The organism is Bradyrhizobium sp. AUGA SZCCT0222, from assembly GCF_018130205.1.
Lineage (GTDB): Bacteria > Pseudomonadota > Alphaproteobacteria > Rhizobiales > Xanthobacteraceae > Bradyrhizobium.
The window spans coordinates 210,907-226,721 of the sequence record NZ_JAFCLX010000003.1 but is presented as its reverse complement, the minus strand read 5'-3'; the positions used below and the strand labels follow the sequence as shown (position 1 = coordinate 226,721).

15 protein-coding genes are annotated in these 15,815 nt (G+C 62.1%); 9 read left to right on the top strand and 6 right to left on the bottom strand.

From position 1 onward, the window contains the following. Window positions 1–38 precede the first annotated feature (38 nt). The 6 genes from JQ629_RS03930 (at window position 39) to JQ629_RS03905 (ending at window position 6,899) form a co-directional block, all read left to right on the top strand. A complete protein-coding gene (locus JQ629_RS03930; protein WP_212411322.1) occupies window positions 39–875 on the top strand; it encodes an AraC family transcriptional regulator in 837 nt (278 codons plus the stop codon). Window positions 876–1,380: 505 nt separating this feature from the next. Next, a complete protein-coding gene (locus JQ629_RS03925; RefSeq protein WP_212411320.1) occupies window positions 1,381–2,523 on the top strand; it encodes a hypothetical protein in 1,143 nt (380 codons plus the stop codon). A 191-nt stretch (window positions 2,524–2,714) separates the two neighbouring features. Further along, the gene (locus JQ629_RS03920) at window positions 2,715–3,641 is read left to right on the top strand and encodes an SMP-30/gluconolactonase/LRE family protein (RefSeq protein WP_212411319.1); all 927 of its coding nucleotides are present in this window, start codon (window positions 2,715–2,717) and stop codon (window positions 3,639–3,641) included. Between the two features lie 127 nt (window positions 3,642–3,768). Continuing rightward, on the top strand, window positions 3,769–4,362 hold the full coding sequence (locus JQ629_RS03915; protein WP_212411317.1) for a GNAT family N-acetyltransferase: 594 nt from the start codon (window positions 3,769–3,771) through the stop codon (window positions 4,360–4,362). Window positions 4,363–4,392: 30 nt separating this feature from the next. Further along, entirely contained in the window at window positions 4,393–6,036 is a 1,644-nt protein-coding gene (locus JQ629_RS03910; RefSeq protein WP_212411315.1) for a GMC family oxidoreductase, read from the top strand. A gap of 14 nt (window positions 6,037–6,050) precedes the next feature. Continuing rightward, window positions 6,051–6,899, top strand: a complete 849-nt coding sequence (locus tag JQ629_RS03905; RefSeq protein ID WP_349631207.1) for a hypothetical protein — start codon at window positions 6,051–6,053, stop codon at window positions 6,897–6,899. A gap of 294 nt (window positions 6,900–7,193) precedes the next feature. On the opposite strand, the gene JQ629_RS03900 is transcribed toward JQ629_RS03905, so the two are convergent. The 3 genes from JQ629_RS03900 to JQ629_RS03890 form a co-directional block, all read right to left on the bottom strand. Then, window positions 7,194–8,180 (bottom strand): PDR/VanB family oxidoreductase, encoded by a 987-nt coding sequence (locus tag JQ629_RS03900; protein ID WP_212411312.1) that lies wholly within the window; start codon window positions 8,178–8,180, stop codon window positions 7,194–7,196. A gap of 113 nt (window positions 8,181–8,293) precedes the next feature. After that, a complete protein-coding gene (locus JQ629_RS03895; protein WP_212266831.1) occupies window positions 8,294–9,043 on the bottom strand; it encodes a GntR family transcriptional regulator in 750 nt (249 codons plus the stop codon). Window positions 9,044–9,047: 4 nt separating this feature from the next. Further along, window positions 9,048–10,100 (bottom strand): aromatic ring-hydroxylating dioxygenase subunit alpha, encoded by a 1,053-nt coding sequence (locus JQ629_RS03890; protein WP_212411310.1) that lies wholly within the window; start codon window positions 10,098–10,100, stop codon window positions 9,048–9,050. A gap of 176 nt (window positions 10,101–10,276) precedes the next feature. On the opposite strand from JQ629_RS03890, the gene JQ629_RS03885 reads away from it, so the two are divergent. The 3 genes from JQ629_RS03885 to JQ629_RS03875 are packed head-to-tail and all read left to right on the top strand — an operon-like array spanning window position 10,277 to window position 12,899. Then, complete coding sequence (locus tag JQ629_RS03885; RefSeq protein ID WP_212411308.1) at window positions 10,277–10,795, top strand: MarR family winged helix-turn-helix transcriptional regulator; 519 nt, start codon at window positions 10,277–10,279, stop codon at window positions 10,793–10,795. A gap of 22 nt (window positions 10,796–10,817) precedes the next feature. Beyond that, a complete protein-coding gene (locus tag JQ629_RS03880; protein WP_249134812.1) occupies window positions 10,818–11,861 on the top strand; it encodes a Bug family tripartite tricarboxylate transporter substrate binding protein in 1,044 nt (347 codons plus the stop codon). Between the two features lie 21 nt (window positions 11,862–11,882). Next, window positions 11,883–12,899, top strand: coding sequence for a methyltransferase (locus JQ629_RS03875; RefSeq protein ID WP_249134800.1), 1,017 nt, complete (start codon window positions 11,883–11,885; stop codon window positions 12,897–12,899). Between the two features lie 44 nt (window positions 12,900–12,943). On the opposite strand, the gene JQ629_RS03870 is transcribed toward JQ629_RS03875, so the two are convergent. From JQ629_RS03870 to JQ629_RS03860, 3 genes are all read right to left on the bottom strand, one after another. After that, the gene (locus JQ629_RS03870; protein WP_212411305.1) at window positions 12,944–14,449 is read right to left on the bottom strand and encodes a flavin-containing monooxygenase; all 1,506 of its coding nucleotides are present in this window, start codon (window positions 14,447–14,449) and stop codon (window positions 12,944–12,946) included. 83 nt (window positions 14,450–14,532) lie between these two features. After that, on the bottom strand, window positions 14,533–15,375 hold the full coding sequence (locus tag JQ629_RS03865; protein WP_211997282.1) for an AAA family ATPase: 843 nt from the start codon (window positions 15,373–15,375) through the stop codon (window positions 14,533–14,535). Window positions 15,376–15,473: 98 nt separating this feature from the next. Further along, window positions 15,474–15,716, bottom strand: coding sequence for a GlsB/YeaQ/YmgE family stress response membrane protein (locus tag JQ629_RS03860; RefSeq protein ID WP_212033892.1), 243 nt, complete (start codon window positions 15,714–15,716; stop codon window positions 15,474–15,476). Window positions 15,717–15,815: the final 99 nt, after the last annotated feature.

The window sequence follows — 15,815 nt, the reverse complement described above, 5'->3', positions numbered from 1 at the left end:
GTTCATGATGCGGCCGCTTCGAAGGAAAGCCGTCACCGATGAATCCGGCCCAGAAGGCGCTCTGGTATATCGAAAGCCATCTCGCCGCACCGTTGACCCTCGACGAGATATCGGCGGTCGCCGGGGTCTCGCGCTTCCATCTGGTGCGGGCGTTCGCGGCCGCGACCGGATATTCGGTCATGCGCTATGTGCGCGCGCGTCGCCTCAGCAACGCGGCGCGTGCGCTTAGCGCCGGCGCGCCTGACATTCTCAGCCTCGCGCTGGAGGCGGATTACAGTTCTCACGAAGCTTTCACCCGCGCGTTCCGCGACCATTTCGGCATCACGCCTGAGATGGTTCGATCAGGAACGTGCCTCGATCGTCTCAAGCTTCAGGAGCCCATCGTCATGATTTCAACCGCACTCGATCATCTCAAGCCCCCGCGTTTCGAGACCGGCAAAGCCTTGCTCGTTGCCGGCATCGGCGAACGCTGCACCCACGAAAACGAAGGCGCGTTCATCCCAAGTCTGTGGCAGTGCTTCCATCAGACCATCGACAATGTCCCGGGCCGGATCGGCAAAGTGGCCTACGGCGTCTGCTGCAACGCTGACGATGCCGGCAATTTCGACTATGTCGCCGCCGTCGAAGTGACCGATTTCTCCGACCTGCCGCGCGAATTCCAGCGGGTGCGGATTCCCGAACAGAAATACGCCGTGTTTACCCACGCCGAGCACATCTCGACCATCCGCCGTACCGTCAACACGATCTGGAATCACTGGCTGCCGGCGTCCGGCATGAAGGCCGCCGACGCGCCGAACTTCGAGCGCTATGACGAGAAGTTCGATCCCGCGACCGGCAATGGCGGGCTCGAGATATGGATAGCGGTGAGGGAGTAGGACGGCTCGTGGAATGAGTTGGCGGAAGCGAAATCCATCACCTTCGGGGCGAGCGCCGGATCGCGGGGCCGACGCGCCGGGCATGAGCTCTCTCCGGGATGAATAGACCGCATGACCAACCAAAGCAGTGCGTCGCGGCAGATCAGTCTCGCGGCATCCAGCTGCGCGTTTCCTGGCAAGGCTTGCTGACAATTTACGCAAGGCAACTCTCGCTAATTCTCCCTGGAGTTGCGAAGTTGGCGATGAGGGGCAAGGCAGCGTCAAGCGGCGGGCTGTCTAACGTCCTGTGCGCCTTGTATTTTCTTCAACCGCCCCGCCCCGAAGCGTGCCTTGGGAATCGGCGCCATGCCCCGTGCGCGAACTGGCCCGGAATTCGCATTGCAGCATGAGCCCGTCAGCGTCGACCGGTGCCTCCAAGCGCTCTGCCAAAGCTGAGCAGCGCATTTGAACAGGCCAAATTTGAAGAGGGCTGGGTCGCGCTGAAGTTCAGGGATTGGAGGGTGCCATGAATATACATGCCGCGGTTGATCTCAAATGGCCTGGCCTTACTCGCCCGGACGGCGATGCCCTCCGCCTCAATAAAACGAACTTCGTGGCTATCGATCGCGATCGGGATGCCTTGCACGAGCCGACCTATCGCCCGCAAGCCCTCTACAACCGCGCGAACGAAGGCTTTCACGCGAACAACGAAACCTTCCTCCTCCACGAAGTCTCTACAAATCTGCCGATTTACCGCGCCGATACAGGCCCCACCAATTTCCATCTCCACCTGCCACCCGGCGGTTACCAGCTCGTGCTGGTCACGTCCGGCGTGTTCACCTTCGATTACGATGGCCGGTTTTACTACGTCGGTCCCGGTGCGGTGATGCTGCAGAGCGCGATCGTGCATCGCCAGCTCTTTTACACGTGGTCGGGATTGTCCACCGAAGAAAACCTGAAAACGCCGCAGACGGTGGTGCCGGATCCGATGTCGATGGGCTATTCCGGCAAATTTCTTGAAGCCTTCATCACCGATCCCACGACCTTCCCCAACCCGACGGTGGTGGATCATGATCACATCAACGAAGAGGAAACGCCGCGTGTAGCCTGGAGCCATCCGCTGCATGACCGTCCTGCCGATGCCTGTTTCTGGCTGCAGGATCCGCTGGAGCTGGAAGCACTCTACAAGCCGCTGCCGGCAGGCTCGCCGATCAAATCCGCCGGGCCTGTTTACGTGCGCGATATCGGGATCGAGATTCCGAGCGGTCGCCTTACAACTGGACATATCATCGCGACCGACCCGCGTGGCCAGTCGCTGTTGCCGAAGAGCACCTCCGCAGCAGCGGAAAACGCCTTTCTTGGGAAAGGTGAAGTTGTCATCTATCGCGTCATTCGCGGCACAGCCCAATTCACGAATAGCGCGGGGGAGAATTTTGAACTTGCGACCGGCGATACGGTCACGGCGGGCAAGAACACGATCGATCTGGTGGGGCTGGGCGAAAATACCCAGATCCTCCGACTGGGCTTGCTGAAAGGCATGGAAAATCTTCGCAGCTGGACGCCGACGCAGCGCGACGAAATTGACGGCCTGGCTGGTCAAATCATTACGCGGAAGGACGTTCGTCCGCTGCGTAACGAAGGCAAGCCGGTCGGATATTTGTACGAGTGAACTGAAAAGGCGCCCCCACCGGCGACGGAGGCAGGAGGTATTCGTCTCCGGAAAGCGCGGCATACCTGTTGCGCAGGTCGTCGGGTTGGCAAGCGTGATCTGCTTTGCCATAACATCACGCAACGAAATGTTGCGCGTGCGGGGTCGAGCCAAAAATCCGCCTGCAGCCAAAAGCAAGCCGGGAGGATTTCATGGCCAATATCCGCGTTCTCGCCACCGATCTGGAGTTTCCGGAAGGCCCGGTGGTCATGCCGGACGGATCGGTCGTGCTGGTCGAAATCCGCGGCCGGCGGCTGACACGGATCTGGCCGGACGGGCGCAAGGAGGTGGTCGCGGAAGTCCCCGGCGGCCCCAATGGCGCAGCGCTAGGCCCCGACGGAAAAATGTACTTCTGCAACAATGGCGGCTTTAGCTGGATTCCGACGGGCAAGGTGATCATGCCGGGTCCGCAGCCCGATGACTATCTCGGTGGCTCGATCCAGCGCGTCGACCTCTCGAACGGCAAGGTCGAGACGGTGGTCGACAAGTGCGGCGAGTATCCGCTGCGGGGTCCCAACGACCTCGTTTTCGACAAGCACGGCGGCCTGTGGTTCTCCGAACTCGGCAAGCGCAGGGCTCGCGACATGGATGTCGGCGGCGTCTACTACGTCAAGCCCGGCATGAAGGAGATCGTCGAAGTCGTGCACGGCGTACTCCCGGCCAACGGCATCGGGCTGTCGCCAGACGAAAACACCGTCTACATCGCCGAAACTCCGACCGCGCGGCTATGGGCCTACGAACTTTCCGCGCCCGGCATGTTGAAGCCGCGTGAGCCGATCTATCGCGGTGAACGCGGCAAGCCGATCACGGGCCTCGGCGGCTACCAGATGTTCGACTCGCTTGCGGTCGAAGCCTCAGGCAATGTCTGCGTGGCGACGCTGATCTCGGGCTGTATCTCGGTGATCGCGCCCGACGGCACGCTGGTCGAGCAGGTGCCGACCGGCGACCGTATGACCACCAATATCGCCTTCGGCGGGCCCGACCTGAAGACTGCCTACATCACGCTGTCAACCAAGGGTGAACTGGTCGCGATGGACTGGCCGCGCCCCGGCCTGCCGCTGAATTTTTTGAACAAGTGAATGGAATACGATAACCATCCACGTCATTGCGAGCGAAGCGAAGCAATCCATCGCACCGCGAAAAGATAGAATGGATTGCTTCGTCGCTGCGCTCCTCGCAATGACGGAACAGAGAGCGGAGTCCTGAATGGCCTTTCTTGAACCGGTTACCCTTCGCGGCGCCTACGCGCGGCTCGAACCGCTGTCGCACGATCAACGCGACGGCCTCACCGAAGCGGTGCGCGACGGCGAGCTGTGGAATCTCTGGTACACCTTCGTGCCGGCGCCGGACGACATGACCAAGGAGATCGATCGCCGGCTGGGCTTGCAGGCGGCGGGCTCGATGCTGCCGTTCACGGTGTTCGATGCCGACGGCAAGATCGCGGGCATGACGACCTACATGAATGTCGATGCCGCCAACCGGCGCGTCGAGATCGGCTCCACCTGGTACGCCAAGCGCGTGCAGCGCAGCGCCGTCAATACGCAGTGCAAGTTGCTGTTGCTGACGCATGCCTTCGAGACGCTCGATTGCATTGCGGTGGAGTTCCGCACGCACTTCTTCAACCAGCAGAGCCGCCGCGGCATCGAACGCCTGGGCGCCAAGCAGGATGGCATCTTGCGCAACCATGTGATCGCGCCGAATGGCACGTTGCGCGATACCGTGGTGTTCAGCATTATCGCCAGCGAGTGGCCGACGGTGAAGGCGCATCTCAATTATCAACTCAACGATAGACTGCGGTAGTTTTTCAGTCCCGCGGCAGAAAAAAGTGTGATGGAAACGTTCGATTATGTGATCATTGGCGCGGGCTCCGCAGGCAGCGTGCTCGCCAATCGCCTCAGCGAAGATGCGGGCACCAGCGTCTGCGTGCTCGAAGCAGGGGGCAAGGACTGGCATCCTTACATCCATCTGCCGGCCGGCTTCATCAAGACGTTCCACATGAAGAGCATCAACTGGGCGTATCAGCAGGAGCCCGGCCCCTGGACCGGCGGCCGCAGCATCTACGCGCCGCGCGGCAAGACGCTCGGTGGTTCGTCGTCGATCAACGGCCATATCTATAACCGCGGCCAGCGCCAGGATTTCGATACCTGGGCGCAGCTCGGCAATCGCAGCTGGGGCTATCCGGACATACTGCCCTATTTCAGGCGGCTGGAGCGGCGCGTCGGCGAGGGCGAAGACACTTATCGCGGCCGCGACGGCAATCTGACAGTCACCACGATGGACTGGCAGGATCCGCTGTGCGAGGCGTTCATGGCGGGCGCCATGAGTCTCGGCATTCCACGCAACCCCGATTACAACGGCGCGATCCAGGAGGGCGTTTCCTACGCCCAGCGCACCATTAAAAACGGCCTGCGCGTCAGCGCCGCGACCGCGTTCCTGCATCCGGCGGTAAAGCGTGGGAATGTCGATGTGCGGACCCATGCGCACGTCACCAACATCATCTTCGAGGGCAAGCGCGCGGTCGGCGTTCGCTACCTGAAAGGCGGCAAGGGCGGCGTTGCCACCGAAGTGCGCGCCAATAAGGAAGTCATCCTGTCCGGCGGCACCTACAATTCGCCGCAGGTGCTGCAATTGTCCGGCGTCGGCTCGCCGGAGCTGTTGCAGTCGCACGGCATCGAGGTGCGTCACGCGCTATCAGGCGTCGGCGAAGGCCTGCAGGATCATTACGCGCCGCGCTCGGTCGCACGCGTCAAGAACATCAGGACCATCAATGAACTTCGGCGCGGATTGAGTCTCTGGGTCGAGGCGCTGAAGTGGGCGACGACGCGGCGCGGGCTGCTGTCGCTGTCGCCGACCATGGTCTATTGCTTCTGGCATTCCGGCGAGACCACCGAAAGCTCCGACCTGCAGCTGACGTTCACGCCCGCAAGCTACAAGGAGGGCGTGCAGGGCCAGCTCGAAGACGAGCCCGGCATGACCATCGCCTCATGGCAGCAGCGCCCGGAAAGCCGCGGCTATGTCCGCATCCGCTCGGCCGATCCGTTTGCGCCGCCGATCATCCAGACCAATTATCTGGTCGAGGAGCTCGATCGCCGCGTCGTCGTCGCCGGCATGAAGCTGGCGCGCCGGCTGCTCGCCTCCGCGCCACTCGCGCAATATTACGCCTATGAGGATTTCCCCGGACCGAAAGTGCAAAGCGACGACGAGTTTCTCGCCGCTGCCACCGAGCGCGGCACCACCACGTTCCACCCCGGCTGCACCTGCCGGATGGGGCCGGCGGATACCAAATGGGCCGTCGTCGACGACCAGCTGCGCGTGCACGGGCTGCAGGGTCTGCGCGTGGTCGATGCCTCGATCATGCCGCGGATGATCTCCGCCAATCTCAACGCCTCGACCATGATGATCGCCGACAAGGCCTCCGACATGATCCGCGGCAAGGCCGCGCCGGAGGCGGCGAAGCTGGCGGGTTATGCGTAACGGGGTGGTTCAGCGTGCCGGTGGATGAAGCGCAACTGACGGAAGACCATCCGCTCCTCCGTGCGTTAGCGAACTGGCCGGGTCGAGTTCCGACGCAGATCGCGTTTGAGGCGCTTGGCTTCTCGCTCCACAGCGTGTGGCAGAACGAGATCATCGAGTTCTGCGGCGAGCAGCAGTCGGATATGCTCAACCGATACTGGGACGAAGTCGCTTTGGAGACCATGCTGTCGATAGGAAAGTGCGATTCCGATATGAGGTATTTCGCCATTCAACCTCAATATCGCTCGGCGTTTCTGGATGAACTCTTCGCCGCGAGAGGTCCCATTGAGCCGCCATACCAGCATCCACCGCTCCTCAAATGCCTGCTTGAGCATCACAAGAAGGTCTGGGAGGATCGGGAGTTCAGGGAGCACCGGAGCGCGCTCTTTCGCCGTGCGCAGGCGGTGGAAGTCGAACGGTTGGCTATCGACGCCAAGGACGGGTTGAAGAAGAAGAAGGACGTGATTCCATTCCTCGAACAGTTCTGCTCCGCACTTGGCTTCCAAGGTTACTCTCGCAACCGTTGGCGGAAAAAGACCGATAGCGGCCTCGTTTTCGAGATTGGCATCTGGCTCGGCGGCAATATGTTTCGCATGTGGTCCCCATTGAAGTTTCGTATCTTTCATGTCGACGAGCCGAAGTTCGGGCTCGACGTCGAAGGGGCTGCCGGCTTGGTGGGTCGGCTTGTGCCGGGTGTCGCGACTTACGAGGGTTGCAGCAATGACCGCGAATATGTTCTCGGCGTCAGGGCACTAGTCGAGCTGTTCAATGTGGTCGCCGGGACGATTGAGCAAACTTCGCCGCGACCGGAGAGCTCATCTTGAGGAGCGCGCCATGGGCCGCGCGCAGGGCTTGCGCGTGGCCGACGCCTCGATCATGATGATTGCCGACAAGGCGTCAGACATGATCCGCGGCAAGGCCGCGCCGGAGGCGGCGCGAGTTTAGTTAGGTTGAAGCGGCCCACTCGTACGTTCTCGCGTCATCCTGAGGTGCTAGCCTCTTCGGCGAGCCTCGAAGGATGAGAAGCGCCCGTGGCCCATCCTTCGAGGCTCGCCCAGCGGTGCAAGTGCACCGCAAGGCTCGCACCTCAGGATGACGTCCGCCAATTCCGTTACGCTTTAGCGGCTGGGAGCCGCCTCAGCCCGGTACAGCGTGTCGATCGTGACCACGCCCACGGCGCGTGACACGCAGGGGCAGATCTTGCGGTTGTCGCGCTTCTGCTGGTCGCTGAAGAACACGTCGCGGTGGTCGATCTCGCCATCGACCGCGATGACATCGACCGCGCAGACGCCGCATTCGCCGCGCTGGCAGTCCGAGATCACCTCGAACCCGGCATCGTTGAGCACGTCGAGCATCGAGCTGTTGGGCGAGACCACCAGCTCGGCGCCGGTGTCCTTCAGGCGCACACGGAATTCCGCCGTGGGCAGCAGGCCGCTGGAGCCGAATGTCTCGTAGCGCAGATCGGCGGGAGACCGCCCCGCATCGTTCCAGGCGCGCCGCGCCGCTTCCAGCATCCGCATCGGCCCGCACATGATGGCAATCGCATCCGATGGCAGTGCGCGGAAGGTGGCATCGAGATCGAGCCGCTCGCCCTCGTCGCTGGCGTGGACGATCAGCCGGTCAGCGAGCACGGAAGACAATTCGTCGAGATAGGCGGCGTCGCCGCGCGACTTCGCCGCGTAGTGCAGGCGCAGGTCGATATTCCGCCGGTGCAGGGCGCTGGCGATGCCTGATATCGGGGTGATGCCGATGCCACCCGCGATCAGGCAATAATTTTTCCTGTTCCAGTCGATGTCGAGCAGCGATGTTGGATTGGAGATTTCGATCCGCGCGCCGGGCTTGAGGCTCCACATCGCGCGCGAGCCGCCGCGGCTGTCCGGAGCCAGCCGCACCGCGATGCGATACACTTCCGGATCGCGGTCGCCGACCAGCGAATAGGACCGCCGTGCGGGCTGTCCGTCGATCAGCACCGCGACGTTGAGATGGCTGCCGGCCGGGTAGGGCGCCACGCCGCCGTCAGGGCGCAGGCGGAATTCGCGGATGCCAGGCGTGACGTCACGGATCGCATCGACCGTGCACCAGCTCCATTGTTCGGCAAAGCGCATGACGATCCCTCCTAGAGCGTTTTCAAGAGAAGTGGATACCGGTTCGCGTCAGGAAAACGCGTCAAAACAAGAATCTAGAGCCCCGTTCCGATCGAATCGGAACGGAAATGGCTCTAGGCTGGCGATTGGAGCAGAGCGAGCGCGGGCAGCAGATCGAGATGCGTGCGATTGCGCAGCGCCAGCCGCAGATTGCGTGCGGCGAGCCGCGAATGCTCGCGCATGATGGCTTCGGCGCGCCCGCCCTCGCGGTTCTCGATTGCGTCCACCACGATGCGGTGATGGTCCTGGCCGATCAGCAGGATCTGGTGCGCTTCCGGCAGCGCCGACTGCGCCATCACGAAGCCGCTCGGCGACGCAAACGGCAAGGCCGAGACGCGGTCGATCTGCCGGATCAGCGGCGGGCTGGCGGATAGCTCGGTGAGCAGCGCGTGAAAGCGCGCGTTCATGGTCACATAGGCGGAAAAAGCTTCGACCGAGACCGGATCCTGGCGAACCAGCTGATCGAGGTCGGCGAGGCACTCCTTCAGCGGTTCAAGGCTGCGCGCGCTGGCGCCGCGTTCGGCGGCGAAGCGCGCGGCGAGGCCTTCCAGCGTGCCGCGCAGCTCGATCGAATCGAGAATGTCGCGTTCGGTGAACGCCTTCACCATGAAGCCGCCGGAGGGGATCGCCTGCAGCAGGCCTTCGTCTTCGAGCCGGACCAGCGCCAGCCGCACCGGCGTCCGCGACACGCTGGTGATCTCGACCGCCTGCAATTCGCTGATGCGCTCGCCAGGCCGCAATTGCCCGGACAGGATCATGTCGCGCAGCGCGAGCTGGGCCCGCACCGTCTGCGAGATCGAGCGTTCGGAATCGCGTTCGCTCATGGCCTCACTCCGCGGCTTGCGCGGTGGTCGGCGGCGATGTCTCGTGGGCCACCATGCGATCGATCACGCGCCGCGCCCACATCGCGCCGGCGTCGATGTTGAGATTGTAGAAGGTGCGGTCCGGGTTCTCGTCCATTGCGCGCTGCTGTGCCTCCAGGATGATCTCGTCCTCGCGAAAAATATTGGAGACGCCATCGCGGATCTCGGTGGTCAGCTTCTGTTCGGTCAGGCGGTGGTTGCGGACGAAGGCCCAGAAATAGTGGCAGGTGGTGTCGGTCTCCGGCGTCATGGTGTTGAGCACGAAGCCGTTGACGCCCTGCGAGCGGTCGCCCTCCGGCGCGCCGGTGCCGGCGGGCGCCACGCCGACATCGATATTGACGGTGCCGGGCGCCTGGAAATGGATGATCTGCCAGCGGTCAACCGGGCCGGGCTTGCCGAGCTGTGCGGCCCAGAACGGCGGCGCCTCGATGCCGCGCATCCAGCGCGTCACCGTCACGGTGCGCTCGCCATGGGTGACGTCGAAGGGGGCCTCGGCGACGTGGTCGTTGCCGATGCTGGAGCCGTGCACGAAGGTCTCGTGGGTCAGGTCCATCAGATTGTCGACCACGAGGCGATAATCGCATTTCACCTGAATGGTCTTGCCGTCGCCGGCCCATGCCGGATCGTCGTTCCAGTGCATGTCAGGCACCAGCGCCGGATCGGCCAGCGCCGGGTCGCCCATCCACAGCCAGACAAAGCGGTGCCGCTCGACCACGGGATAGGAGCGCACGCAGGCGGAAGGATTGATGGTCTCCTGCGAGGGCATGTAGGTGCAGCGGCCCTGCGCGTTGTATTTCAGCCCGTGATAGCCGCAGACGACGGTGTCGCCGTCGAGCCGGCCCTTCGACAGCGGCACCAGCCGGTGCCAGCAGGCGTCCTCCAGCGCGGCCACCTGGCCGTCAGAGCGGCGGTACATCACGACATGCTTGCCGCAGATCGTGCGGGGAAACAGCGCGTGCTTGAGATCGACGTCCCAGGCGGCGGCGTACCAGGCATTGAGCGGGAAGGATGACGGCATGGCTGCACTCCATGGCACAATGAGTTCATTATGTATACATTAGTGCGCAATAAATGGCAAATCGCGAATTTTTATGGTTCCATATTACCATTATAGTATACATATATCTAAATTCTTGGCGGTTTGACATAAAGTAAGAATTATTATAATAATAATTATTACCTTTGGAGATGCTCATGGCCAAGCCGCACGCTTCTGCGGAAGTATTGCCGTCCCACCGGGTGCCGGCTCATTTGGCGCGTCGCTTCAATCAAATCTGCCTTGGTGTCACCGCCGAGATACTGAGCGGTGACGATCTGACGCCGATGCTTTTCGGCGTTCTCGTGGCCGTCCTGGAGCGGCCGGGGAGAGGCCAGAGACAGGTGGCCGAGCGCATGGGCGTCGATGTGGTCAATTTTGGCCTGATGATCGACGAACTGGAGGGCAAGGGCCTCGTCGAGCGGAAGATCGATCCCGATGACCGGCGCGCGCGCAAGCTCTACGTGACCGAACGAGGCGCGGCGTTGCGCCGCCGCTTAAGTCCCGACTTGCTTGCCGCTCAGGAGCGCCTGCTGGCGCCGCTATCGCCAGGCGAACGGCGCGCGTTGCTGGACATGCTCGTGCGCGTCATTGAAGCGAATGATTCTTACGCCCGTCCCGGAAACGGTCGCCGAAAGCCGCAACGCAAATCCAGGCCAGTAAATCCAAGCCAGTAACGAATGGGAGGCAGTCGTGACAATGTTCTCGCAAGTGTCTCATAGTTCAACATGGTCGGCTCATCGCTCAGCTCAAGGACAATCCACCTGGTGCAAGGCGCGAGCGCTGCGCGCGATCGCTGTTCTTGCGGCTTGTGTCACGGCGCTTATTGCGCCGATGTCGGCAAGAGCGGATTGGCCCGAGCGGCAGGTCAAGCTGATCGTGACCTTTCCGCCCGGAAGCGCCAATGATGCCGCTGCCCGAATCTTCGCCGACGCTCTAGGCAAAAAATGGGGCAAGCCAGTCGTGGTCGAGGATCGGCCTGGCGCTGAAGGTACGATTGGCGTCGGATCGTTCGTCGCAAACCAGGACGATCATGCGTTGTTGTATACGGTGGCCGGCTCCATCACGGTGGCGCCACTGCTCGTCGACCGGCTGCCATACGACGTCAACCACGATCTGGTGCCGATTGCGGCGACCACAGAGATCGTTTTGACGCTCGCGGTCAGCAATCAGCTGTCGGTCAACAGCATTCCGGAGTTGATCGCGGCGCTGCGGACCAGCCCCGAGAAATATGCCTGGGCGTCCGGACCGACCCTGCCGCGATTTGTATTTTCAGCATTCCTGAAACAACACGATCTGAAGATGAATTTCGTCAGTTATCGCGACGCCTCCCAGCCGCAGGCTGACCTCGGTGAGGGCCGGATACAGGCGCTTCTGACCTCATTGACGGCCTCGTCCTCGCCTGTTCAGGCCGGAAAGGCGCGCTTTCTTGCCGTCGCCAATCCAGGCCGTGCAGCCACGCTGCCCGACATCAAGACCGTGCGCGAACTCGGTTACCCCGAGCTTGAAATCGCTGGAATGGCAGGAATTTTTGGTGGCAAGGCCCTGTCCGAAGCGCTGAGAAACCGAATTGCCGCTGATGTCGCCGCGATCTGCCGGGACGCCGATGTTCGCCGCAAACTGGAGACAGGCGGGCATAACGTGCTCAACGGAACGACCGAGGAGCTGAAACAAGCGATCGAAAAGCAACGAGCCGCGGTCAGCCAGCTCACCAAAGTGATTGATATCCGGAACCCGCAATAAACTCGCGATCGGAGAGAGGCGATGTCGTCACAACTCCCGGCCCTCAAACTTCTCGACTTGATACAGTCGCACCGCATCACTGCGGTGATCCATGTCGCGGTGAGACTGGGGCTGGCGGAGCTTCTGCGGGACGGCCCGCAGACGGTGGGCAACCTTGCAGCGGCGACCGGCGCGGACGAGCGGGCGCTCGGACGTCTGCTCACCGCACTTTCCACCATCGGCCTGTGCGCGCGGACCAGCGACAATTCCTACGCACTGACTGACGTGGGGGCCTGCCTCGACGGCGCATCCGAGCAATCGTTCAAGGCGTGGGCCATCCTGGAAGCGGAGATGCTCACAAAGTCCTGGGGCGGCCTGCTCGAAACGATAATGACCGGCAAGACCGGCGCTCAACTTATGGGGCTTGAGAACAGCTTCGATTTGATGGGGCAAACGCCGGGCAGCGTCGCCAAATTCAACGCGGCGATGACGGACCTTACGCGGCTGGTCACGCCGGAAATTCTGCGATGCTACGACTTCAGCGGATTGTCCCACCTGATGGATGTCGGAGGCGGGTCCGGCGAATTGCTCGGCGCCATCGCCCGGCAAAACCGGCAGCTGCGCGGAACTGTCTTCGACCTTCCGAGGTGCGCGGAGGCTGCAACCAGCCATCTTCGATACATCGATGTGAGTGACCGCGTGGATTTCGCGGCCGGCGATTTCTTTCAACGCGTGCCGCCGGCCACTGACGCGATCATCCTCAAGAGCATCATCCACGATTGGGATGACGTCCGCAGCACTTCAATCTTGCGGAACTGCCGCCAGGCGCTGCCGGGCAGTGGCAAATTGCTGTTGGTCGAACGGCTGATGCCGGAATCGCCAACGACGACCGACGAGCACAGGGCGCACGCACTGAGCGATCTGAATATGCTTCGCGGGCCGGGCGGGCTCGAGCGCACCGAGCGGCAGTATGCCGAACTGCTTGCCCAAAGCGGCTTCCGCCTCGCCGCGATCTATCCAGCCGGCCGCTTCAACGTGATTGAGGCCCATCTCAACTGACAGCTCGCCGAGTGACGGATGTCTCCGTCACTCGGCGACTATCGTCAGGAGCCATAAACGAAGACGTGGTCCTTCAGGTCGATGGCCGGAAATTCATCCTTCTCCGCCCAGTAATCCTGGTTGTGCTGCCATTCCGGCTTGTCGCCGCGCTTGGGCAGCAGGTGCATGCCGCGCATCATGTAGCCGGGATTGAAATTTTCAGCATCGATCCAGGGCAGCAGCGGCATGTTGTGGTCTTCCGGCCGAAGCTGCGGCACGACTTTCTTCGCGCCGGTGTCCTTCATGTGGTTCAGCAGCCGGCACACGAAATCGGCGACGAGGTCGACGCGCAAGGTCCAGCTGGCGCGGAAATAGCCGAACACCCAGACCAGATTGGGTACGCCGGTGAACATCATGCCGCGATAGGTCACGGTATCGGCGAAATCGAGCTTCTTGCCATCGACCGCGAATTCGATGTCGCCGTTTGCACTGAGGTTGAAGCCGGTCGCGGTGACGATGATGTCGGCTTCCAGCTCCTTGCCGGACTTCAGCAGGATGCCCTTCTCGGTGAAGCACTCGATCTCGTCGGTGACGACCGAAGCCTTGCCCGACTTGATGCCCTGGAACAAATCGCCGTCGGGAATGAAGGCGATGCGCTGCCGCCACGGCCGGTATTTCGGCGTGAAGTGGGTAGCGATGTCGTAGTCCTTGCCGAGATAGGCCTCCACCGCCGACAGCAGATCCTTCTTGGCCGCTTCCGGCTCCTCGAACGTCTTGCGGGTGAACGCGTCCTGATCGAACAGGATCTTGCGCCGCGTGATTTCGTGGATCCACTTCTCGTCGACCTGCAACTGCCGCAGTTGCTCTGCGATTTCGATCGCGTTGCGGCCGGTGCGGAAATAGGTCGGCGAACGCTGCAGCATGGTGACATGCGCCACGTCATTGGCCAGCGCCGGGATCAACGTCGCGGCGGTGGCGCCGGAGCCGATCACGATGACGCGCTTGTTCTTGTAGTCGAGATCTTCGGGCCATTTCTGCGGATGGACGATTTGGCCCTTGAACTTGGCCATGTCCTTCCACTCCGGCGTATAGCCTTCGGTGTGGCGGTAATAGCCCTGGCACATCCAGAAGAAATTCGTGGTGAAGCGCAGCTTTTCGCCGGTGTCGCTCCGCGTGGCTTCGATGGTCCAGAGGTTCTGTTCGCTCGACCAGGTCGCCGAATTGATGGTGTGCTGATAGCGGATATGGCGGGCGAGATCGTTCTCTTCGATCACGTCGCCCATATATTTGAGGATCTCGGCCGCGCTTGCGATCGGCGCCGAGGTCCACGGCTTGAAGCGATAGCCGAACGTATGCAGGTCGCTGTCCGAGCGGATGCCCGGATAACGGTGCGTGCTCCAGGTGCCGCCGAACGTCTTCTGGGTTTCGAGAGCAACGAAACTCGTGCCCGGACATTGCGTGGTGAGATGATAGGCCGCGCCGACGCCGGAGATCCCGGCGCCCGCGATCAGGACGTCGAAGTGTTCGGTGTGACCGGGCGGGGCGGCGTGAATCTGGGTTTGAACGTTCATCTTCCCTGTTCTTCTTGTCGTTGGTTTTGTCGTTTCAAAAGCAAAACGCCAGGACCCCGGGTTCTGGCGTTGTCGTCTTCCGATTACACTTCGCGGCGGCTCAGGAACGCCAGCCGTTCGAACAGATGCACGTCCTGCTCGTTCTTCAGCAGCGCGCCGTGCAGCGGCGGGATCAGCTTGCGCGGATCGCGCTCCCGCAGCATTTCCGGGGTGATGTCTTCGTTGAGCAGCAGCTTGAGCCAGTCGAGCAGCTCCGACGTCGAGGGCTTCTTCTTCAGCCCCGGCACTTCGCGCACCTCGAAGAAGATCCGCAGCGCTTCCTCGACCAGGCGCTTCTTGATGTTGGGGAAGTGCACGTCGACGATCCGGCCCATGGTGTCGGCGTCGGGGAACTTGATGTAGTGGAAGAAGCAGCGGCGCAGGAACGCGTCCGGCAATTCCTTCTCGTTGTTCGAAGTGATCATCACGATCGGGCGCAGGCTCGCCTTGATGTTCTCGCCGGTCTCGTAGACGAAGAACTCCATGCGATCGAGTTCGAGCAGGAGGTCGTTGGGGAATTCGATGTCGGCCTTGTCGATTTCGTCGATCAGCAGCACCGGGCGCTTGTCATGGGTGAAGGCTTCCCACAGCTTGCCGCGCTTGATGTAGTTGGAGATGTCGGAGACCCTGGCGTCGCCGAGCTGGCTGTCGCGCAGCCGCGATACCGCGTCGTATTCGTAAAGGCCCTGCTGCGCCTTGGTGGTGGACTTGATGTGCCAGGTCAACAGCGGCGCGCCGAGCGCCTTGGCGACTTCCTCGGCCAGCACGGTCTTGCCGGTACCGGGCTCGCCCTTGATCAGCAGCGGGCGCTCGAGCACGATCGAGGCGTTGACCGCGACCTTGAGGTCTTCGGTGGCGACGTAGTCCTTGGTGCCGGTAAATTTCATCTATCTCTTTGCCTTGTTGTTCGTTCCTGCGCCGTTTCCGGCCTGAACAGTAAACGACCGCCGGCTCGGCGGTCGCGATTGGAGGTGATGCGCGCCTCTCAGCGTTTGACCAGCGAGAGGATCACCAGGATGATCACGCCGCCGATGGTGGCGTTGATGATCTCGCGAATCCAGCCGCCGCCGAGGTTGACGCCCAGTTGCGGCAACAGCCAGCCCGCGAGAAGCGCGCCGATGATGCCGATCACGATGTTGCCGATCAGCCCGAAGCCTGCGCCCCGCACGATCTTCCCGGCCAGCCAGCCCGCAATCGCGCCGATGATCAGCGCAGCTATGATCCCCATTGAATTTCCCCTGCCGGAATAAGCCCTTTATGGCTCAATTCTAGAGGAAAAACCCTCCCGGTCTAGGCCTGTCTGGTATGCGCTGGCCTTCCCTGTCGG